The sequence below is a fragment of the Streptomyces californicus genome (genome assembly GCF_000717645.1).
Taxonomy (GTDB): Bacteria; Actinomycetota; Actinomycetes; order Streptomycetales; family Streptomycetaceae; genus Streptomyces; species Streptomyces californicus.
Map to the genome: position 1 here is coordinate 76,092 of NZ_JNZZ01000026.1, position 20,786 is coordinate 96,877.

Annotated in this window: 15 protein-coding genes, 2 tRNA genes, 1 other RNA gene and 1 pseudogene; 7 read left to right on the plus strand and 12 right to left on the minus strand. The window is 70.9% G+C overall.

Going from position 1 to position 20,786, the window contains the following annotated elements; all coding sequences use genetic code 11:
- The first annotated feature begins 23 nt into the window (after positions 1–23).
- Positions 24–99 (plus strand) — tRNA-Gly (locus tag IF19_RS0128730).
- A gap of 195 nt (positions 100–294) precedes the next feature.
- On the opposite strand, the gene IF19_RS0128735 is transcribed toward IF19_RS0128730, so the two are convergent.
- From IF19_RS0128735 to ffs, 6 genes are all read right to left on the minus strand, one after another.
- On the minus strand, positions 295–1,209 hold the full coding sequence (locus IF19_RS0128735; protein ID WP_030117264.1) for a phosphoribosylaminoimidazolesuccinocarboxamide synthase: 915 nt from the start codon (positions 1,207–1,209) through the stop codon (positions 295–297).
- Positions 1,210–1,416: 207 nt separating this feature from the next.
- On the minus strand, positions 1,417–2,871 hold the full coding sequence (locus IF19_RS0128740) for a N,N-dimethylformamidase beta subunit family domain-containing protein (protein ID WP_030120344.1): 1,455 nt from the start codon (positions 2,869–2,871) through the stop codon (positions 1,417–1,419).
- 521 nt (positions 2,872–3,392) lie between these two features.
- Positions 3,393–5,111: a M48 family metalloprotease gene (locus IF19_RS0128745; protein WP_030276638.1), complete on the minus strand. Its 1,719-nt coding sequence runs from the start codon at positions 5,109–5,111 to the stop codon at positions 3,393–3,395.
- Between the two features lie 363 nt (positions 5,112–5,474).
- The gene (gene purD / locus IF19_RS0128750) at positions 5,475–6,725 is read right to left on the minus strand and encodes a phosphoribosylamine--glycine ligase (protein ID WP_030117260.1); all 1,251 of its coding nucleotides are present in this window, start codon (positions 6,723–6,725) and stop codon (positions 5,475–5,477) included.
- 214 nt (positions 6,726–6,939) lie between these two features.
- The gene (locus IF19_RS0128755) at positions 6,940–9,258 is read right to left on the minus strand and encodes a DNA polymerase III subunit gamma and tau (protein ID WP_030276640.1); all 2,319 of its coding nucleotides are present in this window, start codon (positions 9,256–9,258) and stop codon (positions 6,940–6,942) included.
- 226 nt (positions 9,259–9,484) lie between these two features.
- Positions 9,485–9,581: signal recognition particle sRNA small type (gene ffs, locus IF19_RS1000000135730), an RNA gene on the minus strand.
- Between the two features lie 176 nt (positions 9,582–9,757).
- Between ffs and IF19_RS0128760 the strand changes: the two genes are divergently transcribed.
- Positions 9,758–9,845 (plus strand) — tRNA-Ser (locus tag IF19_RS0128760).
- Positions 9,846–9,965: 120 nt separating this feature from the next.
- On the opposite strand, the gene IF19_RS0128765 is transcribed toward IF19_RS0128760, so the two are convergent.
- Genes IF19_RS0128765 through IF19_RS0128775 form a run of 3 tightly spaced genes read right to left on the minus strand, consistent with a single transcriptional unit; the run spans position 9,966 to position 11,912 of the window.
- The gene (locus IF19_RS0128765) at positions 9,966–10,370 is read right to left on the minus strand and encodes an NUDIX hydrolase (protein ID WP_030117257.1); all 405 of its coding nucleotides are present in this window, start codon (positions 10,368–10,370) and stop codon (positions 9,966–9,968) included.
- Positions 10,367–11,338, minus strand: a complete 972-nt coding sequence (locus IF19_RS0128770; protein WP_050493986.1) for an FAD-dependent oxidoreductase — start codon at positions 11,336–11,338, stop codon at positions 10,367–10,369. Before IF19_RS0128770 ends, IF19_RS0128765 begins: the two co-directional genes overlap by 4 nt.
- Positions 11,339–11,342: 4 nt before the next feature.
- Positions 11,343–11,912 (minus strand): cysteine hydrolase family protein, encoded by a 570-nt coding sequence (locus tag IF19_RS0128775; protein WP_030117255.1) that lies wholly within the window; start codon positions 11,910–11,912, stop codon positions 11,343–11,345.
- Positions 11,913–11,937: 25 nt separating this feature from the next.
- Here IF19_RS0128775 and IF19_RS1000000136565 point away from each other — a divergent pair.
- A pseudogene (locus IF19_RS1000000136565) lies at positions 11,938–12,027 on the plus strand (IS5/IS1182 family transposase); the annotation flags it as partial.
- A 71-nt stretch (positions 12,028–12,098) separates the two neighbouring features.
- Here the strand turns inward: IF19_RS1000000136565 and IF19_RS01000000135075 are convergent.
- Both IF19_RS01000000135075 and IF19_RS0128785 read right to left on the minus strand, forming a co-directional pair.
- Positions 12,099–12,446 carry a DUF6896 domain-containing protein gene (locus IF19_RS01000000135075; protein WP_050493987.1) on the minus strand — a complete coding sequence of 116 codons (348 nt, stop codon included), beginning with the start codon at positions 12,444–12,446 and terminating at the stop codon, positions 12,099–12,101.
- A 159-nt stretch (positions 12,447–12,605) separates the two neighbouring features.
- Entirely contained in the window at positions 12,606–14,276 is a 1,671-nt protein-coding gene (locus IF19_RS0128785) for an Eco57I restriction-modification methylase domain-containing protein (RefSeq protein WP_234313267.1), read from the minus strand.
- Between the two features lie 49 nt (positions 14,277–14,325).
- Between IF19_RS0128785 and IF19_RS1000000135545 the strand changes: the two genes are divergently transcribed.
- A complete protein-coding gene (locus IF19_RS1000000135545) occupies positions 14,326–15,582 on the plus strand; it encodes a phospholipase D-like domain-containing protein (RefSeq protein ID WP_050493988.1) in 1,257 nt (418 codons plus the stop codon).
- Positions 15,583–16,234: 652 nt separating this feature from the next.
- Here the strand turns inward: IF19_RS1000000135545 and IF19_RS1000000137985 are convergent.
- A complete protein-coding gene (locus IF19_RS1000000137985) occupies positions 16,235–16,738 on the minus strand; it encodes a hypothetical protein (protein ID WP_199807295.1) in 504 nt (167 codons plus the stop codon).
- A 147-nt stretch (positions 16,739–16,885) separates the two neighbouring features.
- Between IF19_RS1000000137985 and IF19_RS0128805 the strand changes: the two genes are divergently transcribed.
- From IF19_RS0128805 to IF19_RS0128815, 3 genes are all read left to right on the plus strand, one after another.
- Entirely contained in the window at positions 16,886–18,670 is a 1,785-nt protein-coding gene (locus tag IF19_RS0128805) for a lysyl oxidase family protein (RefSeq protein WP_030117251.1), read from the plus strand.
- Positions 18,671–19,085: 415 nt separating this feature from the next.
- The gene (locus IF19_RS0128810) at positions 19,086–19,796 is read left to right on the plus strand and encodes a Crp/Fnr family transcriptional regulator (RefSeq protein ID WP_030117250.1); all 711 of its coding nucleotides are present in this window, start codon (positions 19,086–19,088) and stop codon (positions 19,794–19,796) included.
- Positions 19,797–19,893: 97 nt separating this feature from the next.
- Complete coding sequence (locus IF19_RS0128815; protein WP_030117249.1) at positions 19,894–20,784, plus strand: hypothetical protein; 891 nt, start codon at positions 19,894–19,896, stop codon at positions 20,782–20,784.
- Positions 20,785–20,786: the final 2 nt, after the last annotated feature.

The following is a 20,786-nucleotide window of genomic DNA, read 5'->3' on the forward strand; positions in this document are numbered from 1 at the left end:
TGAGCATCGCGCTTCGGCGCACTGCGGACGTAGCTCAGTTGGTAGAGCGCAACCTTGCCAAGGTTGAGGTCGCCAGTTCGAACCTGGTCGTCCGCTCCACGCAGAGAAGGCCCCGGACCTTTCGGTCCGGGGCCTTCCTCGTATCCGCTTCGCCGCTGGGGGTGTCCGGCGGATCCGGCGCGGAGGGGTGAGTCCGCCGGACAGAGCGCGGAAGGTGCGTCCGGCGGACCGGGCGCGGAGGGGGTGCGTCCGGCGGACCGGGCGGGGATCCGGTCACGATCCGCCGGACACCGCCTACGCCCAGCTGGTGCCGGTCAGCACCTCGAACGCCTCGATGTACTTGGCGCGGGTCGCGTCCACGATCTCCTGCGGCAGCGCCGGGGGCGGGGTCTCGCTCGCGCGGTCCCAGCCGGAGGCCGGCGAGGTCAGCCAGTCGCGGACGAACTGCTTGTCGTAGCTGGGCTGCGCGCGGCCGGGCTCCCAGGTGGCGGCGGGCCAGAAGCGGGAGGAGTCCGGGGTCAGCACCTCGTCGGCGATGATCAGCCGCTCGGTCCCGTCCTCGGCGGTCTCGAAGCCGAACTCGAACTTGGTGTCGGCCAGGATGATCCCGCGCTGGTGCGCGATGTCCCGGGCCCGGCGGTAGACGTCGAGGGTGGTCTGCCGCAGCAGGGCGGCGGTCTCCACGCCGACCTCGCGGGCCACGTCCTCGTAGCTGACGTTCTCGTCGTGCTCGCCGACGGCCGCCTTGGTGGCCGGGGTGAAGATCGCGCCGGGCAGCTCGGAGCCGTTGACCAGGCCCTCGGGGAGGCCGATGCCGCAGACCGTGCGGGTGGCCTCGTACTCGACGAGCCCGGAGCCGGTCAGATAGCCGCGGGCCACGCACTCGACCTCGACCATGCGCAGCGACGTGCAGATGAGGGTGCGGCCCTCCCAGTCGGCCGGGGCGCCCGGGGGCAGTTCGGTGGACAGGACGTGGTTGGGCACCAGGTCGGCGAGCTGGTCGAACCACCACAGCGAGAGCCGGGTCAGGACGCGGCCCTTGTCGGGGATCTCGGTCGGCAGCACCCAGTCGAACGCGGAGATGCGGTCGCTGGCCACCATCACGAGGTCGCCCGCCTCGTTCCGGTACAGGTCACGGACCTTGCCGGTGTGCAGGTGGGTGAGGCCCGGCACCTGTACGGGTTCAGGCTTTTCTACAAAACCGGACACGGTTCCTCCGCGTAGCTTGATCCAGGAGCGGTTCCGATTGTCCCGCACGGGGGGCGTACGACGCGCGGCGGGGCGTGCCTGCGGGCGGGGGCGGGCAGCGGGACTGTGGGGCTGGGGCGTGCCTGCGGGCGGGGGCAGGCCGCCGGGCCGGGGCGTACCTGAGGGGCCCCAGGCCTCCTCGGTGGGCGGCCCGGTCCGCCTGCGGGCTCAGTCGCGCTTGCAGATCCGGTCCAGGAGGTTGGCCGTGGCCTGCTGGATGCGGCGGTCGACGTGGCCCGGGCGGTCCAGGGCCGGGGACCAGGCGAAGGTGCCGGAGGCGAAGACGAGGGCGCCGGAGGGGGCCTGGTAGAGCGAGGTCTCCTGGTGGCGGAGGGCGCCCTCGGAGTCCTCGTACGGGGAGTGGGCGAGCAGGATGCGACTGTCGTGCTCGGGCAGGCTGGTACGCGGGAAGTAGCGGTCGGCCTCGCCGGCGACCAGTCCCGGGATCTCGTCGCCCTCGGACGCTCCCGTGGCCTCCCAGAGCCAGTGCTCGGCGTTGCGCACGACCAGCGGGCGGGGATCGGGCACCCGGCCCGCGTACTGGATGCCCAGGAGCTGCTGCTCGGGCCGGTCCACCTCGCGCCACAGCGCGGACTTGCCCGGGCCCCGGCGCTTGCGGCAGGTCAGCAGCCGGTCCGGTTCGCCGGAGGCGGAGGGGGCGAGGGTCACCTGCCAGTACATGGTGTTGGCGGAGAGGAAGACGAGCGAGGTGCCGGAGTCCCGGGCGCGCTCGGCGGCCCGGCGCATCGGCAGCGACCAGTACTCGTCGTGGCCGGGGAAGACCAGGCCCCGGTAGCGGCTGGTGTCGACGCGGCCCGCGTGGAGGTCGCGGGCGTCGGCGTAGGCGAGATCGTAGCCGTACCGCTCGGCCCAGCGGATGAAGTCGTACGCGTGGCCCACGTGCAGCGGCAGGCCGGCCCCGGCGTACGGGCGGTCGAAGGAGATCGTGACGGCGGCCTCCTCCTCGCCGAGCAGCCGCCCCCGCTCGTCCCACGCGTGGTAGAGGCTGGCGCCCGTCCGGCCGTCCTCCGGGTAGAGGTTGTACGCCTGCCAGGTGATGTCGGGCAGCAGGAGCAGCAGGTCGGCCGGATGGTCGTCGCGCACGGTGAAGGGGACGTGCGAGCGGTAACCGTCGGCGGTGGTCAGCACGGCCACGTACGCGCCGACCGACCAGTAGCTCGGGATCTGGAGCCGCCAGGACATCCACCAGTGATGGCAGGAGACGGTCCGGTCGGCGGCGAGCGGAGGCGGCTGGACGATGCCGGAGAGCCGGGGGCTGGTGGTGATCTTGGACGCGCCGTCGCCGCCGTAGTGGCCGATCCGGTAGACGTCCACGGAGAACTGCTGGGGCGGGTCCACCGTGATGTGGAAGTCGATGGACTCCCCGGGGGCGGCCGCGCCGGGCGAGACGAAGCCCTTGATCTGCCGGCGCACGTCATCGGCGGTACGGGTGCCGCCGCCGCTGGAGCGGGCGAGGTCGGCGTACCAGGGGACCATCTGGCCGGTGCCGTCGAAGTAGTTCTCGCTGCCGCGCAGCCACGGCAGCGGCCCCTGTCCGAAGGGGTCGCTCACCGCGTGCGCGAGGGCACCCGACTCCCACCGGCGAATCTGCTCCGCCCCCATGCCGCGCCCCTCCCTCGGACCCCCGGAATGGACAGCACAGGGGGGTCCCCGGACAACTCTGGTGCGCCGAATGTCAGCGCCGGTCCCAGCACATCACATAACGCACGCGGCTCGTCACCCTTCGTCGCGAATTGGCGGGAACGGAACCGTTTCTTCCGGTCCGTTCCCGCATATCTGTCCGGCGTACGCGGTGGTGCCCGGGGTTCGCGTGCGCCGTCGGCCCGGCATATGCGCCCGTCTGTTCGTACGGCTGCTACGGCGTACGCGTTCACACGGCGGTACGGCTTACGCGTGGCGCACCGGGCCCGCAGGGGCGGCGGCGGGACGGCTTACGCGCGGGCTTGAGCGTTGCGCGCGGCGGTGTGTCCTACGGGTTGCGCACGGCGGTGCGGCTTGTGCGTCGGCTTACTCGTTGCGCACGGCGGTACGGCTTACGCGTCGGCCTACGGGGTGCGCAGGCGGGACGGCTTACGGGTTGCGCAGGCGGGACGGCTTTCGCGTCGGCTTATCGGCTCACGCGTTCACACCAGGCGGACGGGTTTGTCCGCGCGGACGCCGACCTCGGCCAGCCAGGCCAGCAGCGGGTCCGGGTCGCCGTCCTCGACCAGGCTGAGGACCGGGTCCGCGAGGTCCGCCCGGCGCTCCCCGCCGACGAGCAGCGCGGGGCCGTCCAGCCAGTCCAGGCCGGGGGCCGCGCCCGCCGTGTCCACGGCCGCGCAGCAGACCATGGCCTGGACGTGGTCGGCGAGCAGATCGGCGTCCGTGCGCGGGGGCTGGAGCGGGAAGAGGGGCAGCGGGCCGGGGCCCCAGAGGTCGAGGGGGTCGTCGGCGCCGTCGCTCTGGCCGGGTCCCGCCCGGCCCGTGCGGCTCTCGCCGCCGGGGGTCCGGTCCCCGCTCCCGGCGCCGGCCCGGTCCGGGGAGCCGGCCTCCTCGCGGGCGACCTCGGCGCCGATGCCCGCCGCCAGTTCCTCGCCCGGACCGCCGGGAGCGCCGGGGCCGGACAGGTGCTCCACGACCCGGGCCAGGGTCGGGACGGACGGGTCGGCGGCGGAGGCGCGGGGGACGCCCAGGGTGTCCAGGACCCGGTGCAGCCGGGCCGCCTCACTACGCCACTTCCGGTCGACGACCTCGTCGGGATACTGCTGCCAGTCCACCGGCGCCCAGTCCGGGCCGCTCTCGGCGGGGCCGCCGTGGAAGAGCCGGGCGGCGAGCAGGGACGCGGCCTCGTCGGCCGTCCCGGGCTCCTCCAGCAGATCGCACGCGGGCCGCTCGCCGAGGCGCAGGGCGAATCCGTCGGCCAGCCGGTCGCGGCGGGACAGCTCGGTGAGCGCGGAGACCACCCCGGCGTCCAGCCGGGAGGGCCAGCGACCCATCCGCCAGGCGGGCAGCGCGACCCGGGTCAGCAGCCGGTCCCAGCCCGCGTAGGCGAGGCCGACCTGTTCCTGGGCGGTGACGCGCAGCCCCTGGTCGACCGTCTGCGCCCGCATGGACGCGGCGGCGGCCACACAGCGCTCCATCTCGGCGGCGTGCTCCCGGCAGGCCCGCAGCAGCAGCCGGGAGACCCAGCCGGTGAAGGCGAGCGGTGCCGCGTGCAGCGCGCTGCGGCCGGGGGCGGCGGCGTCCGCGATCGCGGCGTCCAGGCCGCGGACGAACCGGCGGGCGGCGGCTATGTCGGGGTCGGCGGACGGGCCGGTGCCCGCCACCACGGGGGCGAGGACCGCGCGCAGTTCGGCGACCCGCATCCACCACAGGAACGGCGAGCCGATGACGAGCACGGGGGCGGTGTCCCCGCCCTCCGCCGCGCCGCCGGGCCCTCTGCGGAGCGCCCGGTGGGTGCGGTCCTCCAGCCAGCTGTCGCAGTCCGGGGTGAGCGCTATGGCCGAGGGGGCGGGCACGTCGAGCCGGTCGGCCAGCTCCCGGACCAGGCGGTAGAGGTCGGGGGCCCCCGCCTCGGTCACGGGGACGGTCGGGCTCACGGCGGGTCGCGCGCGGGCCACGGAGACGGCGACCAGGACGGTCACCAGCAGGACGAGGACCGCGACGGCGAGGACCGTCCACCGCACGGCGTCCCAGGCCGGTCCGGCCAGGTGCCCCTGCGCGTCCGCGGCGAACAGCACGACGGCGACGGCCGCGGGCAGGATCGCCACGCCCAGCGCCCTGCCGCGGATACGCAGCAGGGCGAGCGCCCGGGCTCGCGCGGCCCGCGCGCCCAGCTCCTCACCCGCATCGATACCGGACATGGCCGGATGTCACCCCCTCTGCCCCGCGACGGTGTTGTCCACTCCCCCACTGTGGCACCCGTCACCGACATCGCAATGCCGGTGGGCCAAGTGCCGGAACGCTTGCGCCGCACCCTAGTTGGGGCTCCGGCGGGCGTCATCCGGATGGCGCAGCCGTCACCCGATGGAATGGCTTTGGGTAAAGCTGCTGACGTGTCCGCGCCGATGGGTGTTGTCCGGTTCCAGGGCGTTCCGGTACGAGGAGGTTCCGGTACGAGGAGGTCCGGTACGAGGGCGTTCCGGTACGCGTCAGCCCCTCGCGCCCACCGCGTACGCCGGTGGCGTACGGAGGGGGCGGGCGGAGGGGCTGCGGGCGTGCGGGGGTCAGGACCGGGAGGCCTCGAGGGCGATGTCCGTACGGTGCTGGGAACCGTCGAGGCGGATGCGGCCGAGCGCGGTGTAGGCGCGTTCGCGGGCCGCCGTGAGGTCCTTGCCGGTCGCGGTCACCGAGAGCACCCGGCCGCCCGCGCTGACCACCGTGTCACCCTCGGCGCGGGTCCCGGCGTGCAGGACGTACGCGTCGGGGCCGTCCTGCGCCGCGACGTCCGCGAGCCCGTCGATGGGGTCGCCGGTGCGCGGGGTGTCCGGGTAGTTGTGCGAGGCGATGACCACGGTGACGGCGGCGTCGTCGCGCCAGTTCAGCGGCGGAAGGGTGTCGAGGGTGCCGTTGGCTGAGGCGAGCAGCACGCCGGCCAGCGGGGTCTTCAGCCGGGCCAGGACGACCTGGGTTTCCGGGTCGCCGAAGCGGGCGTTGAACTCGATGACCCGCACACCGCGCGAGGTGATCGCGAGGCCCGCGTAGAGCAGTCCGGAGAACGGCGTGCCCCGGCGGCGCAGTTCGTCGACGGTGGGCTGGAGAACCGTTTCGAGGACCTCGTCGACCAGCTTGGGGTCGGCCCACGGGAGCGGGGAGTAGGCGCCCATGCCGCCGGTGTTCGGGCCCGCGTCGCCGTCCAGGGCGCGCTTGAAGTCCTGGGCGGGCTGGAGCGGCAGCACGGTGGTGCCGTCGGTGATGGCGAAGAGGCTGACCTCGGGGCCGTCGAGGAACTCCTCGATGACCACGCGGCCGCAGGAGAGCGCGTGGGCGCGGGCCACGTCCACGTCCTCGGTGACGACGACGCCCTTGCCGGCCGCGAGACCGTCGTCCTTGACGACGTACGGGGCGCCGAACGCGTCGAGCGCCTCGTCGATCTCGGCGGGGGTGGTGCAGACGTAGCTGCGGGCGGTCGGGACACCGGCGCCGGCCATGACGTCCTTGGCGAACGCCTTGGAGCCTTCCAGCCGCGCGGCTTCGCCGGACGGGCCGAAGCACGGGATGCCGGCCGCGCGCACGGCGTCGGCGACCCCGGCGACGAGCGGCGCCTCCGGGCCGACGACCACCAGCCCGGCGCCCAGCTCGGTCGCGAGGCGCGCGACGGCGTCACCGTCGAGCGCGTCGACCGGACGCAGTTCGGCCACCTCTGCGATGCCGGCGTTGCCGGGGGCGCAGTACAGAGCGGTGACGTCGGGGTCGAGGGACAGAGAGCGGCACAGGGCGTGTTCGCGGGCGCCGCCGCCGATGACGAGGACCTTCACGGGGTGCAGCCTAGCCGCCGGGCGGAAGGAGCCCCGACGGCCGCCGGTGGGTGGACGGGCTCCCCCGGTTCCCCACGGCCGTCGGCGTCTCGTTCGTAGGCCGGGCGGCCTCTCGTCCGTACGGCGGGCGGCGCCTCGTTCGTACGCCGGGCGACGCCTCGTTACTAAGGCTGGCGGCCGGTGAACGGAATCCCTCGTTCCTACGGCTGCCGCGTCACTGCTCGTTGGGGAACTCGTCGACCACGGTGGCGCCCAGCTCGCGGACGATCAGGTCGTGGCCGGAGAGGGCGGAGTCGACGAGGTCCGGGTCGTCGGCCTCCGGGATGTCGTCCTCGATGGACACGGACCTCGGCGGCTCCGCCCCGTACGCACCGGAGGAAGGCTCGGCGGGCGGAGCGCCCCGGTCCCGCTGCGGGGCGGAGGGCGACGGCTGCGGGGGCCCGGAGGGCGCGTGCTGCCCCTGCTGCGGTGCGGGGGGCTGCTGGGGCGGGGGCGCGTGCTGGGGCCGGGGCTCGTACGCGACGGGGGCGGGGGCAGCGGGAGCGGGCTGGTACTGCGGGGCGGGGCGCCCGCCGCCTCCGCCGGGGCCGGGGGCGCCGCCGCCGGTGGGGTCGATGACGGCCTCGATGCGCCACTGGGCGTTGAAGCGCTCGGCGAGGGTCTGCTTGAGGACCTCCTCGCTGCCGCTGCTCGCGAAGTTGTCGCGGGCGCCGGCGTTGGGGAAGCCGAGTTGCAGGGTCGTCCCGTCGAACCCGGCGACCTGGGCGTTCTGGCTGAGCAGGATCCAGGTGAAGCGGCGGCGGTTCTTGACCGCCTCCAGGATGTCGGGCCACATGTTCCGCACCTGGACGGCGCCCTGGGCCATGCTCTGGCCGCCGTCGGGCGCGGCCTGGCCGCCCGGCCCGCCCTGCGGTGCGGCGGCGCTCTGCGGGGCGGCCGGGGCGGTGGCGGGCGGCGGGGTGGCGACGCGGACGGGGCCGCTGCCGGGGGCGGAGGCGGTGGGCCAGCCGCCCGGCCGACGGGCCTGGTCAGCGGCTCCGGGCCCGGGTCCGGCTGCTCCGGCTCCGGGGGCTCCGGCTCCGGTGGGCCAGGAGCCGGGGCGCTGGGCGGATGCGGCCGCGGGGTCCTGCGCCGGGGCCTGGGGAGCGGGCGGGGCGTAGGCGTCGGGGGCCGGGGGCTGCTGGGCAGGCGGGGCGTAGGCGGCCGGGGCGGGCGCGGGAGGCGCTTCGCCCCGTGCGGCGGCGCGGGCGGCGTCCGGACCGGCGAGGCCCATGGGGGCGGCCTGGGCCGGTGCGTGGGCGTCGGGGCCCGGTACGTACCCCATCGGGGCAGCGGCGGCGGGCGGGGCGGCGAACGCGGAGGCAGCGGCGGCCGAGGCCCCGCGCTCCAGCCGGTCGAGCCGGGCCTGCAGCGACCGCTCGTCGTCGTAGGCGGCGGGCAGCAGGACCCGGGCGCAGATCAGCTCGACCTGGAGGCGCGGCGAGGTGGCCCCGCGCATCTCGGTGAGCCCCTCGTTGACCAGGTCGGCGGCGCGGCTCAGCTCGGCGGCGCCGAAGACGGACGCCTGGGCCTGCATGCGCTCGACGACGTCGGCGGGGGCGTCGATGAGGCCCTTCTCGCCCGCGTCCGGCACGGCGGCGAGGATCACCAGGTCGCGCAGCCGCTCCAGGAGGTCCGCCACGAAGCGGCGGGGGTCGTTGCCGCCCTCGATGACCCGGTCCACGACCTCGAAGGCGGCGGCCCCGTCACCGGCGGCGAAGGCGTCGACGATGGAGTCGAGGAGGGAACCGTCGGTGTATCCGAGGAGCGAGGTGGCCATGGCGTACGTCACACCGTCGTCGCCCGCGCCGGCCAGCAGCTGGTCCATGACGGACATCGAGTCACGCACGGACCCGGCCCCGGCCCGCACGACGAGCGGCAGGACGCCGTCCTCGACGGGGCTGTTCTCCCGGCCGCACACATCGGCGAGGTAGTTGCGCAGGGTGCCCGGGGGGACGAGCCGGAACGGATAGTGGTGCGTACGCGACCGGATCGTCCCGATGACCTTCTCGGGCTCGGTCGTCGCGAAGATGAACTTGAGGTGCTCCGGCGGCTCCTCGACCACCTTCAGCAGGGCGTTGAAGCCCGCCGGGGTGACCATGTGCGCCTCGTCGATGATGTAGATCTTGTAACGGCTGGAGGCGGGCCCGAAGAACGCCTTCTCGCGCAGATCACGGGCGTCGTCCACGCCACCGTGCGAAGCCGCGTCGATCTCGATCACGTCGATGGACCCCGGCCCGTTGCGCGCGAGGTCCTGGCAGGACTGGCACTCCCCGCACGGGGTGGGAGTGGGACCCTGCTCACAGTTCAGGCAGCGGGCGAGGATGCGCGCGCTGGTCGTCTTTCCGCAGCCGCGCGGCCCGCTGAACAGGTACGCGTGATTGACCCGGTTGTTCCGCAGGGCCTGCTGGAGCGGGTCAGTGACATGCTCCTGACCGATGACCTCGGCGAACGACTCGGGGCGGTAGCGGCGGTACAGCGCAAGGGACGACACACCTACGAGGTTATCGGGGCCGACTGACAACCGGCCCCACCCCGCTCACACCCGGCCCGCAGGCCACAGGGACCCGTGGGGCGGCCCGGGCGGAATCACCGCGCACGTTCGCCCGTCCGCCCGGACTCACGGCGCGGACCGGGCACCGAGCACCGGGCACACGACCTGCCGCCCGCATCGCGGCCGCATCGGCTGCGCGTCAACGCCCCCGAAACGGAACCGGAACGCAAAGGACCCCCCACGCACCCGCCAGAGCCAACCTACCCTTGCTGCCTTCCGGCCCTGGGGGAGTTCAGTCAGATAGCGCCACGTGAGGGGCTGACGCCCACCTTAGCGGATCCCCACCCCCTCCGGTCCACCCGCCCTCACCACCACCCGGCCCCGCACGATCACCGCGCACCCCCGGCCACCCCCTCGGGACAATCTTCCGACCCGTCTCCGGACGATCTCCGGGGATCGTGTTCGCGAGCACCCTCAAACGTCTTGTATTGTTTGCGGCGGAGGATTCGCCTAGTGGCCTAGGGCGCACGCTTGGAAAGCGTGTTGGGGGCAACCCCTCACGAGTTCGAATCTCGTATCCTCCGCCATTGCTCTCACCGGGCAATACGTCGAAGGGCCCCACCGCTCGCGGTGGGGCCCTTCGACGTTGACCCGGAGCTTGTTGTTCCGGTCTCTGTCCATCGGGGCGATACCCGGCTTGGCCCGGATCACGACAGCAGAGCCTCATCGAGATAGTCCCGCACCGGCTCGAACAGCCCGTAGGGCACGCAGTACGGGATCTCGCCGTGCGCGACCCAAGCCGGATCGGCCACCTCGTCCGGACTCACGATGCCCGCTTCGCCGCCAGAGCGTCTGCACGCGATGGAGCGGATCTCCCAGCCGGTCATGGGGTGAACCCGTTGCCCGAGCACGAGCTGAGGAGTCACCAGCAGCCCGGTCTCATCCCGGGCCTCGCGCGCCGCCGCCTCCCCCGCACTCTCGCCGGATTCGATCCTCCCTGCCGGGAACCGCCACGAAAGCGCACCCTCCGACACACGCCGCCGCACGAACAGCACCCGCCCGCCCTGCACGACAACGGCGGCTGCCACCGCCGGATTGACCTCAGCGGTCATGGACATCCCTTCCCGAGTGCGTAGGTCGTCGCGCGTATCCCACCGCTGTGGTCTGAGCCCTTGGTGGGCACGTCCCTGGCCGCGTAGTAGGCGTGCAGTGCGGCCTCGCTGCCTGACCCCAGGGCGGTCATGATCCGTTGGAAGCGGGCGGAGCGGAGGTCGCCGGCCACGATGACGCGGGGGTGCTGGTCGGTCGGCGGGCAGTATCCGTCCGGGCCCCGGGTCAGATCGCCGGGCGGCGCGGTCGGGGCGTTGCCGATGCTGAGGTGGACGGAATCCGCTGTGATCGTCCGCCGCGTGCCGTCCTGGCCCATTGCTTCCGCCGACACCGGGGTGCCCTCTGCGGCCTTCAACGTCAGGTGATCGACGGGGACGAGGGTAACCCGGGGATCGTCCCGGATTTCCTCGATCTTGTACGCGTCGGCTGCCGGGTACGCCACGAGCAGGCGGGTGTCTGTGGTCGGGTGGGCGCGCAGGAACGTGCCGATCGGGCGGTCGCCGCCCAGGACGAGGAGGGTGCGCCCCTGAGCGTCGTCGGCTTTGGCCTCCCAGAGCGGGGGCAGGGAGAGGGAGCCGGGGGCGGTGATCCAGGTGACGTCGTGGGGCTGGAGGGGGCCGACGCCGGTGGCGACGACGGCGTACGGGGCCGTGAGACGCGCACCGGTGTCGACCGTGACGGTCACCTGGTCGTCGTCGGCGCGGAGTTCAGTGACGCGTCTGCCGAGTTCGAGGCGGCACAGCTCGGTGCCCTTCAGTTCCGCCACGATGGCGTCGGCCAGGTCGGGACCGTTGGTGTGGCCGCCGAGGACGTTGTTCAGGGCCGGGATCCGGTAGAGATTGCGGCACAGTCGGTCCGGCTCGACCAGGATCGAGCGCATGCCGACGCCCGCGGCCATGCGGGCGGCGGCGCAGCCGGCCGGTCCTCCGCCGATGATGATCAGGTCGGTGTCCAGCGGTGTGTCGGCCATGGGGCTATTCCAGCACCGGGTCGGCCACACGCGTATCGAGTTGGCCCATCACATGCTCGACGTCCACGAGTTGGCCTGTTCCGATCAGGCGCCGGGCGACGAGCAGACCGGCGTCGTGGACGTCCGGGCCGGCGTCGCTGGCACAGGCGTCCGTGACGATCCAGGGTGCGTATCCGTGCTCGAAGGCGTCTGCGGCGGACTTCAGAACGCAGCTCTCGGTGGCGATTCCGCAGAAGGCGAGGTCGGTCCAGCCGGCCCGTCGCATCAGCTCGGCGGCCTCGGGTGTGAAGAGCGTGTATCCGGTCTTGTCGACGCTTGCGTGCGCGTGGCCCGCCGCCTCGGCAAGCTCGGGAACGATGTCGGTCTCGGGTGGCTGCTGGAGTCGGCGCCATTGGAAGAAGCGCTCGTAGGGGCTGTCGGGATAGTTGAAGTACCGGGTGAAGACGACAGGGCACCCGGCGGCGGACCATCTGGCGACGAGGTCGGCGACTACGGGTACGACGTGGCGACTGTGGTGGTTCACAAAGCCGTTCTGCATGTCGATCACGACCAGTGCGGCGCTACTGACGTCCATCGGCCCTCACTCCTGCCCGTTCTCGCTCCGTACCCGCTATGAGCGACGCGCCGATCTCCACCAAGGCCTGCTCGAACTGGCCTGCAGCCTAATATGCCTGCACCGCCTAAGAACCTCGTCCTCAAGCGATCAGCTGGCGACACTGAACCATCCCGGTCGCACCTCGAACAGAAGCGGTTGAAGGGATCACACGGCGGTCCGCAGGTCCTGATCCGCGACGTCAAGAGGCTCAAGCAGGCTCAGCCCGTACCAGCGCAGCCGCCAGAGGTCGAAGATCTCGCTCCCGTCAGATGCGAAGTCGACATCGACCTCGATGCCGTTGTCGCTCACAAAGCGGCACCCGGCCCCATGAATCGAGTAGGAGTAGGTGCCGACCTGCCAACTCCGGTTGATGATCCGGTGCGAACGGACCAGGACGAGGACATCTGCGAGCCGCTCAAGCGATGGGATCACCGCCCTCATCGCCGCGTCAACCGTGTTCAGAGCGTCGACGTAACCAAGCACGAGCCCCCGTGCATCCCCAACCCGTTGCATACGTCGCCATTGCCCCTAGCCCGTAATTGAAGGGGATTGCCCCATGGGTCGCAAGTGCTCCGCCGGGCGGCATTCTGAAACGATCAGCAGCAGGGTGATTGCAGCCCCGAATTATTGAGTTCTCTGCATTGTCACGTGATATCAGGATCAAACGCGGTATCAGCTGTAGAACTTCGAATGGGTGCGCTGCAGCCGGCGATTCATCAACGTATGGCGCGCATCACTCAAGGCGGTCATCGTCTGCGCGTCAAGCGCCGGGATAAGTCGAGTGAGCGCATCGTCCGTGGCTTCGATCAGGACCTCCGGGTCATCAGAAGCGCGGGAGATCTTGTCGAGCCTTGCTAGACCGGAAGCAGCGCCGGGGACGATGGGGACCTGCAGCGCATTGACCTCGCTGGGCACGAGCTCGAGAACACCGCCGCCGAAACTTCGCCCCTCGACTTCTGCAGAGAGCATCGTGAGCGAATTATGGAACGCTGCGGTGAAGTCATCTGCCGTGATCGGCGAACCCGCGAGAATCTGCCCTTTGTAGATGGTGTCGGTCGTCACGACCTTCGCATGGTTGGAGATTACGCGTGGGTAGCGGTTAGACCGCTTGGACAGCAGCAGGTCGCCGGGGGGGACGACCGGGACCCTGTACCAAGGCGCGCGCACGCGGCATTTGAAACGTTGGTCGATCTCCAGGCCAACGCCGTCTTCGAGGTACTGCTGCGCCAGCTCGTGAGCCTCCGGCGAGGACTTGGTCGCTGCGAAGCTCAGGAGCCAGGCAGGCTGGCTGGCGTCGGCCAAAGCTTGCTGCTCCACGCTGGTATAGACCAAACCTTCCGCATGGCGTGACCGCGGCAGCAGCGGGATTGCCCACTCCTCAAGGCCGTACGCCTTGACCTTCGTGGAATCGACACAGAAGTAGCCATTCGCGCCCGTCACGGTCGAGACGCTGAATCGTGCGACGCTGCTGAGCGACTTGACTGAGGAGATCGACTTGACGGCAGCCAGAGCGTCGTTTTGCTCAGGCAACAGCAGGTAGTTGGTCCAGGTGCCCGAAGCCGCCGTAACCATATGCGACCAGGAACGGGTGCCGCTGTTGTGGTCGCGAAATTGGATTTCCGAAGGAGCGGTGGCCCCCTTCGAGGCACGACCACTGAGAATCAGAACCTCCTGCAGGACTGAGGGGAATGAGCCCGGCTCAAAGAGATCGATGGTGAGGTCGGTCGTGTTAGCTAGGAGCCAGTTGCGGACGGCGTTCGCCGAGACGCCAGTCAGAAACTCGGTCGGGAGGATGACAGAGAAAACACCGCCGTCACGTAGCTTCGAGAGAGACAAGAGGAAGACAGGAATCCAGAGGTTCGACACGGAAGTCCCCGCTACGCCAAGCCCGGCGCTAATCTCCTTGGCGCGCTGCTTGTCCTCGTCCGAAATGAACTGGAATCGCACGTAGGGCGGATTGGCAAGCACCCAGTCGAAGTCGGAGCCTCGCCCCTGCGACCACTGGAGCACGTTCTGGTTGACCACTCGCCCCTGCATACCTGCCGAATTCAACGCGTCGGCCGCCTTGGTGGCCTCCCCGGCGAAGATCTCAACGGCTTCGACTGCCTGAATGCGGCCAGCCATGTCGCTGCGCCCGACCCCCCGGAGGAAGGCACCGTCTCCAGCGGACGGCTCGAGCACTCGGAGATCCGATCGACCGCCGAGCAGTTCGGCGGACCGGCGGATGCAGAGCTCGACCAAGACGTCGGGCGAGTAGAACCCGCCGCGTAGCTTGTCATCGCTCACTTCGTGGCGTGTCCGCATCGACTCCTCTTTCGCTTCAGCTACTGAAGTGATGACCATACCTTACCGTTTCCATCCCGCGTAGCACCCTTATGAAATCCTCAGCGGCATGAAACTTCGCTTCGTCGGCCAGCCCTTCGCCGATCACCCAAACTTGGTCGACTTCATCGAGCACGCGAGGGATGACGGTTTCAACGAACTCAAGATCGCGGTGGCCTGGGCCAAGCGGTCCGGCCTCGGGCGCGTCTGGGACGCGCTCGAGGAGTTCCGGTCCCAGGGTGGCAGGGTGCTATTGATCCTGGGAGTCAGCGAGGGCGGCGCCACCAGGGAGGGGCTGGAGCTCGCCCTCCAGGTCGCCGACGAGGGCTACGTCTTCCACGACCCGCGACGAACCTTCCACCCCAAGGTCTACTTCGCTTGCTCGTCTGGCCAGCGGTCGCTACTCGTCGGCTCGAGCAACCTGACAGCTGGAGGACTCAGCTGGAACTACGAGGCTTCAACGTGGGTGGACTGGGACGCCGGCGAAGGCGAGGACGTGACGGATAAGGTGTCGGCGTGGTTCGACGGGCTCATCGCCAAGACGGAGTCGTGCAGTCTCCTGACGGCGGAGCTCATCGCGAACCTGGAGAAGAGCGGGGACATCGCCATCGGTTCCGAGTCTCGAGCACGACGCGTACAGAAGAAGAAGTCGGACACCCCGGAAGACAACGACAGCGCGATCGTCGCGACCATCAACGGCCTGTTCAAGCCAGTGCTGGCTGGCTTGCGGAAACTGCCGGGCCTGAGCTCCAAGATCGCCCCGCTCCCATCCGCTCCCGGCGCTGCAGCCGCCAAGAAGCCCGCGACCAAGGCGACGGGGGCGTCCGGGACGCCCCTGATGGTGAAAAAGCCAGCACTGGCAGGGCCCGCCCCCTTCCCGACCGCAAATGTTCAGCGGCGTTGGCACAAGCGTCTCGACAACACCGCGGCGCAGCAGGTGAAGTCCGCAGCAAGCAATCCGACTGGGAATCTGCGCCTGAGCCAGGAGGACGCTCCCATCGACCACAAGCATTACTTCCGCGATGACTTCTTCGGTGGCCTGCCATGGACGCCGACCGAGGGCAAAGAAACGGAGCAGGAAGTCGTCGTCGGGTTCCGCACATGGATCGATGGCGCGGACCACGGAATCCAAGAGATCAGGCTCAGCCACGACCCTAAGAGGATCTCCGGGCAGGGAAACGTGCCCACGGTGCTCCATTGGGGCGCACTTGCGCCGACAATGCGGGAGACCAACTACGTCGGGCTCTACATAAGCCTCGAACGCACAACCGGCGACCAGTACAACCTGGTGATCTCGCAAAAGCTTAGGGGGGACCACCAGGTCTAATCAGCCCGGAAATCTAGGCCAGGGAACGTCGGTGCATCGAAAAATTCTTTCGACGCACCGAGGTGTTGCACCTGTTACCCGAAAAACTGTGCGCTGCCTGGCGCAAGGGATGATCAGAGACCGAAATCCCGTGTATGCATCCTTGGTTGTATTCTTCCCCGCCCGGGCCCGCCTGGACGGGGACACACTGGAGAATCTGCTGCAGGTCAGGGCGCCTACTCCCCCTCCGAACAGTTAGAAAGCATGTTGGGGGGCAACCCCTCAAGAGTTCGAATCTCGTATCCTCCGCCATTGCTCTCACCGGGCAATACGTTGAAGGTCCCCACCCGCTTGCGGTGGGGACCTTCAACGTTGGCTCAGAGCTTGTTGTGCCGGTCTCTGTCCGTCGGGGTGGTGGCGGCTTGCACGTGTCTCGTCTGTGCGGTTAGGCGGCAGTGCATAAGGCTTTCGAGGCGGGGCGGAGGCACGGGACGCAGGTGGCGTCTTCGGGGGGGCCGGATGCGTGGTGCTGGTCGGGGCGGTGGTGTGGCTTCTGTGGACCGGTGAATCGTGGGTCGAGTCGTTCCAGTTCGGTGGGGTTCTGGCCCTGTGCTGGGCCGTGCAGCTCGCGGTGGTTCGGGTTGTCCAGCGAAGGGCAGGGCGGTGAGGTCTCTCAGGCGCCGGGCTCAATGGGGGGCGTCGGGAGCGGGCTGACGCCCGGTTCGAAATGGGTCCTGAGATAGATGCGGGTGCGTTGCGGTGTGTACGCGTGGGCGTACAGGCGCACGCACTGGTCGGCGGACGGGTCGTAGCCGTCCTCCAGGTCGTACGGCGCGTCCGGGGCGCCGGAGGGTTCCAGGGTCCCGGGGGCCTCGGGGGTGCCGGGACAGACGTAGCCGTAGCGGATGTCCTTCTCGAAGGTCTCCGGTTTCGGGAGTCCCCGGTGGGTGAAGTCGTCGGCCGGTACGCCGGTCCGGGCCTTCGCGGGTTCCAGCCACGGGAACGGCGACGGTGCCGACGAGGGCCGGCGCTTCGGCGGCGACCGGTGCGAGGATCCGGCGGCGCCGGGCCGGACCGCCGCTGCCTCCGGGCTCCGGACGCCGGCGGCCGCACTGGCGGGCGCCGTTGCCGGATCGCCGCTGGTCTCGTCCACCGGCAGACGGCGCTTTTCGGACAACCGTGGGTCATTCGGGGGACGGGAGACAACCCGGAGCGCGTCCGGCCGCCTCTCACAGAACGGACACAGCGTTGTCACAGGCGAGTTGGGGGCCGTGCCGGCGTCCAAGGTCCGTAAACGCACCCCGGAAAGCCGGAAGTACGAGGAATGATGACCAGATTCCCGCAGGGCCGTACCAACCGTCTCACCCGCCCCTCCATCGCCGTCGCCGCGGCCGTCGCCGTGACCGCGGGCGTCGTCGCCGCCGCGCCCGACGCGAAGACGACGGAGCCCGCGCCCAAGCTGCGTCTGATCGCGGCCTCCACCTCGGTGACGCTCGACTCGTGGAAGGAGGACCCGGGGGTCTATTTGGACCTGGGGACCTACCTGACCTCGGAGAACGGCGCCTTCGAGCTCAAGGTGACCCGGAAGTCGTACAAGGACCCCGTCACCGTCTCGCAGGTCTTCCGCAACGGGAAGAAGACCACGACCAAGGCGCTGCCCGCCGAGATCGTCAAGGACTTCTCCGGGCTGCCCGACTTCGCGCAGATCCAGCTCACCGACGCGGCCGGCAAGACCGTGCTCAAGCAGACCGAGGCGTTCTGCCCGAACAACGCCTCCGGGCGGGTCCGGCCGGACGCCCCCGCCAACTCGAAGTATCCGCAGAGCTGCCCGATCAACCCGTTCACCCTCGGCTCGGTGTGGGGCGTGGAGAACGGCTGGGCGTCCAACACCTATGCCGGGTACTACTCCAAGCCGGTCCAGCTCGCCGCCGGTACGTACACCGCCAAGATCGACGTGACCAAGAAGTACCGCGACCTCTTCGGCATCGCCAGCAAGCCGCAGACCGTCAAGGTCGTCGTCCGCGAGCGCAGTTGGGAGGAGCCGGCCGGCGCCGGGCGCAGCGCCGCCGCCACCCGGCAGGGACACCAGGGCCACGGAGCGCACCAGGGCCACGAGGCGCACGGTCAGCAGGCCGCCCCCTCGCACGGCGCCCATGCCGCGCACGGCGCTCCCGCCCGTACCGAGGCGCCCGCCGCGCGGACCACCGGGGCCGGGGCCACGTTCAACGTCGGTCACGGGCCCTACCCGCCCGCGCCGCCCGCCCTGCCGTGGGCGCTGAAGAAGGACTCGCTCCAGCGGCAGTCCTTCGCCGCCGCCACCGTCGGCGACCGGGCCGGGCAGACCGACGGCTCGCGTCAGGCGCCGGCCGTGCAGCCCAACGCCAAGCGCCCCACCGGCAAGGCCACCGTCCCCGACGTGCCCAAGCCGGACCTGCGCTCGCTGCCCGCGTACGGCATCACCGTCAGCGAGGGGTACGAGGAGGCGCCCGGCCGGGACTACCTCGCCTTCAGCGCCAACGTGTGGAACGCCGGCCCCGCCAAGCTCGTCGTGGACGGCTTCCGCTCGCCGGGCAAGGAGCTGATGGACGCGTACCAGTACTTCTACGACGCGAACGGCAAGCAGGTCGGCTACACCCCGACCGGCACCATGGAGTGGGACCCGCGCCCCGGCCACGAGCACTGGCACTTCACGGACTTCGCCAGCTACCGGCTGCTGAAGGCCGACAAGAAGGAGACCGTGCGCAGCGGCAAGGAGGCGTTCTGCCTGGCCAACACCGACGCCGTCGACTACACGGTGAAGAACGCCAACTGGCACCCGGACAACACCGATCTCTCCACCGCGTGCGGCCAGGAGAACTCGATCTCCGTCCGTGAGGTGCTCGACGTGGGCTCCGGGGACACCTACACCCAGGACCTGCCCGGCCAGTCCTTCGACATCACGGGCCTGCCGAACGGCACGTACTACATCCAGGTGCTCGCCAACCCGGAGAACCGGCTCAAGGAGACCAACCACAAGAACAACAGCGCGCTGCGCAAGGTCGTCCTCGGCGGCAAGAAGGGCGCCCGCACCGTGAAGGTCCCCGCCCATGAGCTGGTGAACGCCAACTAGTTCTCTTCGTACGCCTGTTGGCGTACCGGTCTCAGCGTTTCACACCGGCCCCGGAACCTCTTCCGGGGCCGGTGGCACGTCCGGGGCGAAACCACAGTTTTCGCCAAGGTGCACGTTCACCCGTAACCCCGGGACCGCCTTCTCGTACCACCGGCGTGTACCGGAGTGCGCCCGGTTGATTCCGCCGGTCAGGGTCGGTGCACCCAAGTGGCTTGCGTCGTAGGTGAGTTATCGGGGGCTTGCGGGAGGCGTGCGGTTCGGGCGAGCGCTCCCTCCGAGAGCCCCCGCACTCACCTGCGGATGCATCAGCTACCTGTGCGTAACGCAGGTGTGGCGCATTTCACTCGGCTCCAGGGGTGGCTCTGGAAACATCTACGCCAACGAGATCGGGCCATATACGCCGCGGGGGGTGGCCATGGGGCTGCTCGGGGATGAGCTGGCGTTCGGGCGGGCACTGACCGCCCCGGAGTACGAGAGCGTCATGGCCCTCGGGCGGCGCAAGGAGTATCCGGCCGACGCCCCCCTCCTGACCGAGGGCGACCGGACCGGCCACGTGGTGATCGTGCTGCGCGGCTGGGTGACCGTCTCCCTCACCACCGACCGGGGCGCCACCCGGCTGATACTCGGGCTGCGCGGCCCCGGCGAACTCCTGGGAGAGATGGCCGCGTTGGACAGCCACCCGCGCAGCGCCACCGTACGGGCGCTCGGCGCCGTCGAGGCGGCCGTCATCGGCGGCGACGCGTTCCGCCGGTTCCTCGCCACCCACCCGCGGGTCAGCGGGCTGGTGATCCGGCAGCTCACCTTCCGGCTGCGCAGCGCCGACCAGGAGCGTTCGGCCCTCGCCTCGCTCACCGTCCTCCAGCGCCTGGCCAGCCGGCTCACCGAACTCTCCCGGGTGGCCCCCTCGGGCCCCTACGCCCCGTCCGCGCCCGGCCCCGGCCGCACCAACGCGGTGGTCCACCTCGCGCAGGACGAACTCGCCGCCACCGTCGGGGCGACCCGCGAGGCCGTCGCCAAGGCCCTGCGGCTGCTGCGCACCCAGAACGTCGTGCGCACCGGCACCCGCATGGTGGAGATCCTCGATCCCGTGCTGCTGGCCCTCCTCGCGGAAGGGCACCGGGAGTAGGGCTCCCTCCCCGCCGTGTGTAAACGGCTACAGACGGCCTACGTTCCGGGCCGGAAGCTGTACGGGACGGCAAGCGGAGGAGAGCGGGGGTCACGGGGTGGAACACGACGCGTCGGATGCGGGCGAGGCACGCTACGAGCTGGTCATCAGCGTGGACGCCAGACGCTCCGGGCAGTACGGCGACGCCGAGAAGCCGCGGATGCGGGAGCGGATCTACCGGATCCTGGACACCGCGTTCGCCCAGGCCGGGGTGGACCGCCGGGCCCTGTACACGGGGGACCGCGGGGACGGCGTGCTGATGGCGGTCCCCGGGCGGATCGCGGTGACGCGGCTGCTCGGGCTGTGGATGGTGGAGGTCCACGAGAGCCTGCGCGAGGAGAACAGCTCCCTGCGGGTGCCGCTCGGGCTGCGGATCGCCATGCACGTCGGGCCCGTGCGCCACGACTCCAACGGCATCAACGGGCGGGCGGTCGACCTGGCCTGCCGGCTCGCGGACGCGGACGTCGGGCGTCGGCTGCTGGACGCCGAGGGCGCCGATCTGGTCCTCGTCGTCTCCGGCTCCCTCTACCACGACGTGGTCTCCGCCGGGGGGAAGTTCATCCTGCCCGAGCGGTTCGCTCCCGCCGAACTCGACCTGAAAGAAGGCGAGTTCACCGGCTGGTTCCATCTTCCCGGGCGGGCGCGACCGGACTTCTCCCGGCTCGCCCCCCAAGGGCCGGCCGAGGGCGGCGAGGACTCCGGGAGCAGCGGGGACGGCCCGCTCCCCGAAGGCTCCGGGGGCAAGGGGGGCGGCCAGCGTCCCGTGGACGCCGAGGGCCGCGACGACGGCCCGCTCGACGAGGGGGGCCCGGCCGCAGCCGACGAGGGCCGCGACGACGGCCCCGCCCGGTACGTGGCGGGCGGCGACCTGTCGGTCAACCGCGACAACGTCTACCACCAGCCCGTCCACATCGGCCGCACCGTCGACTCCGACCGCCGGAAGGGCTGACC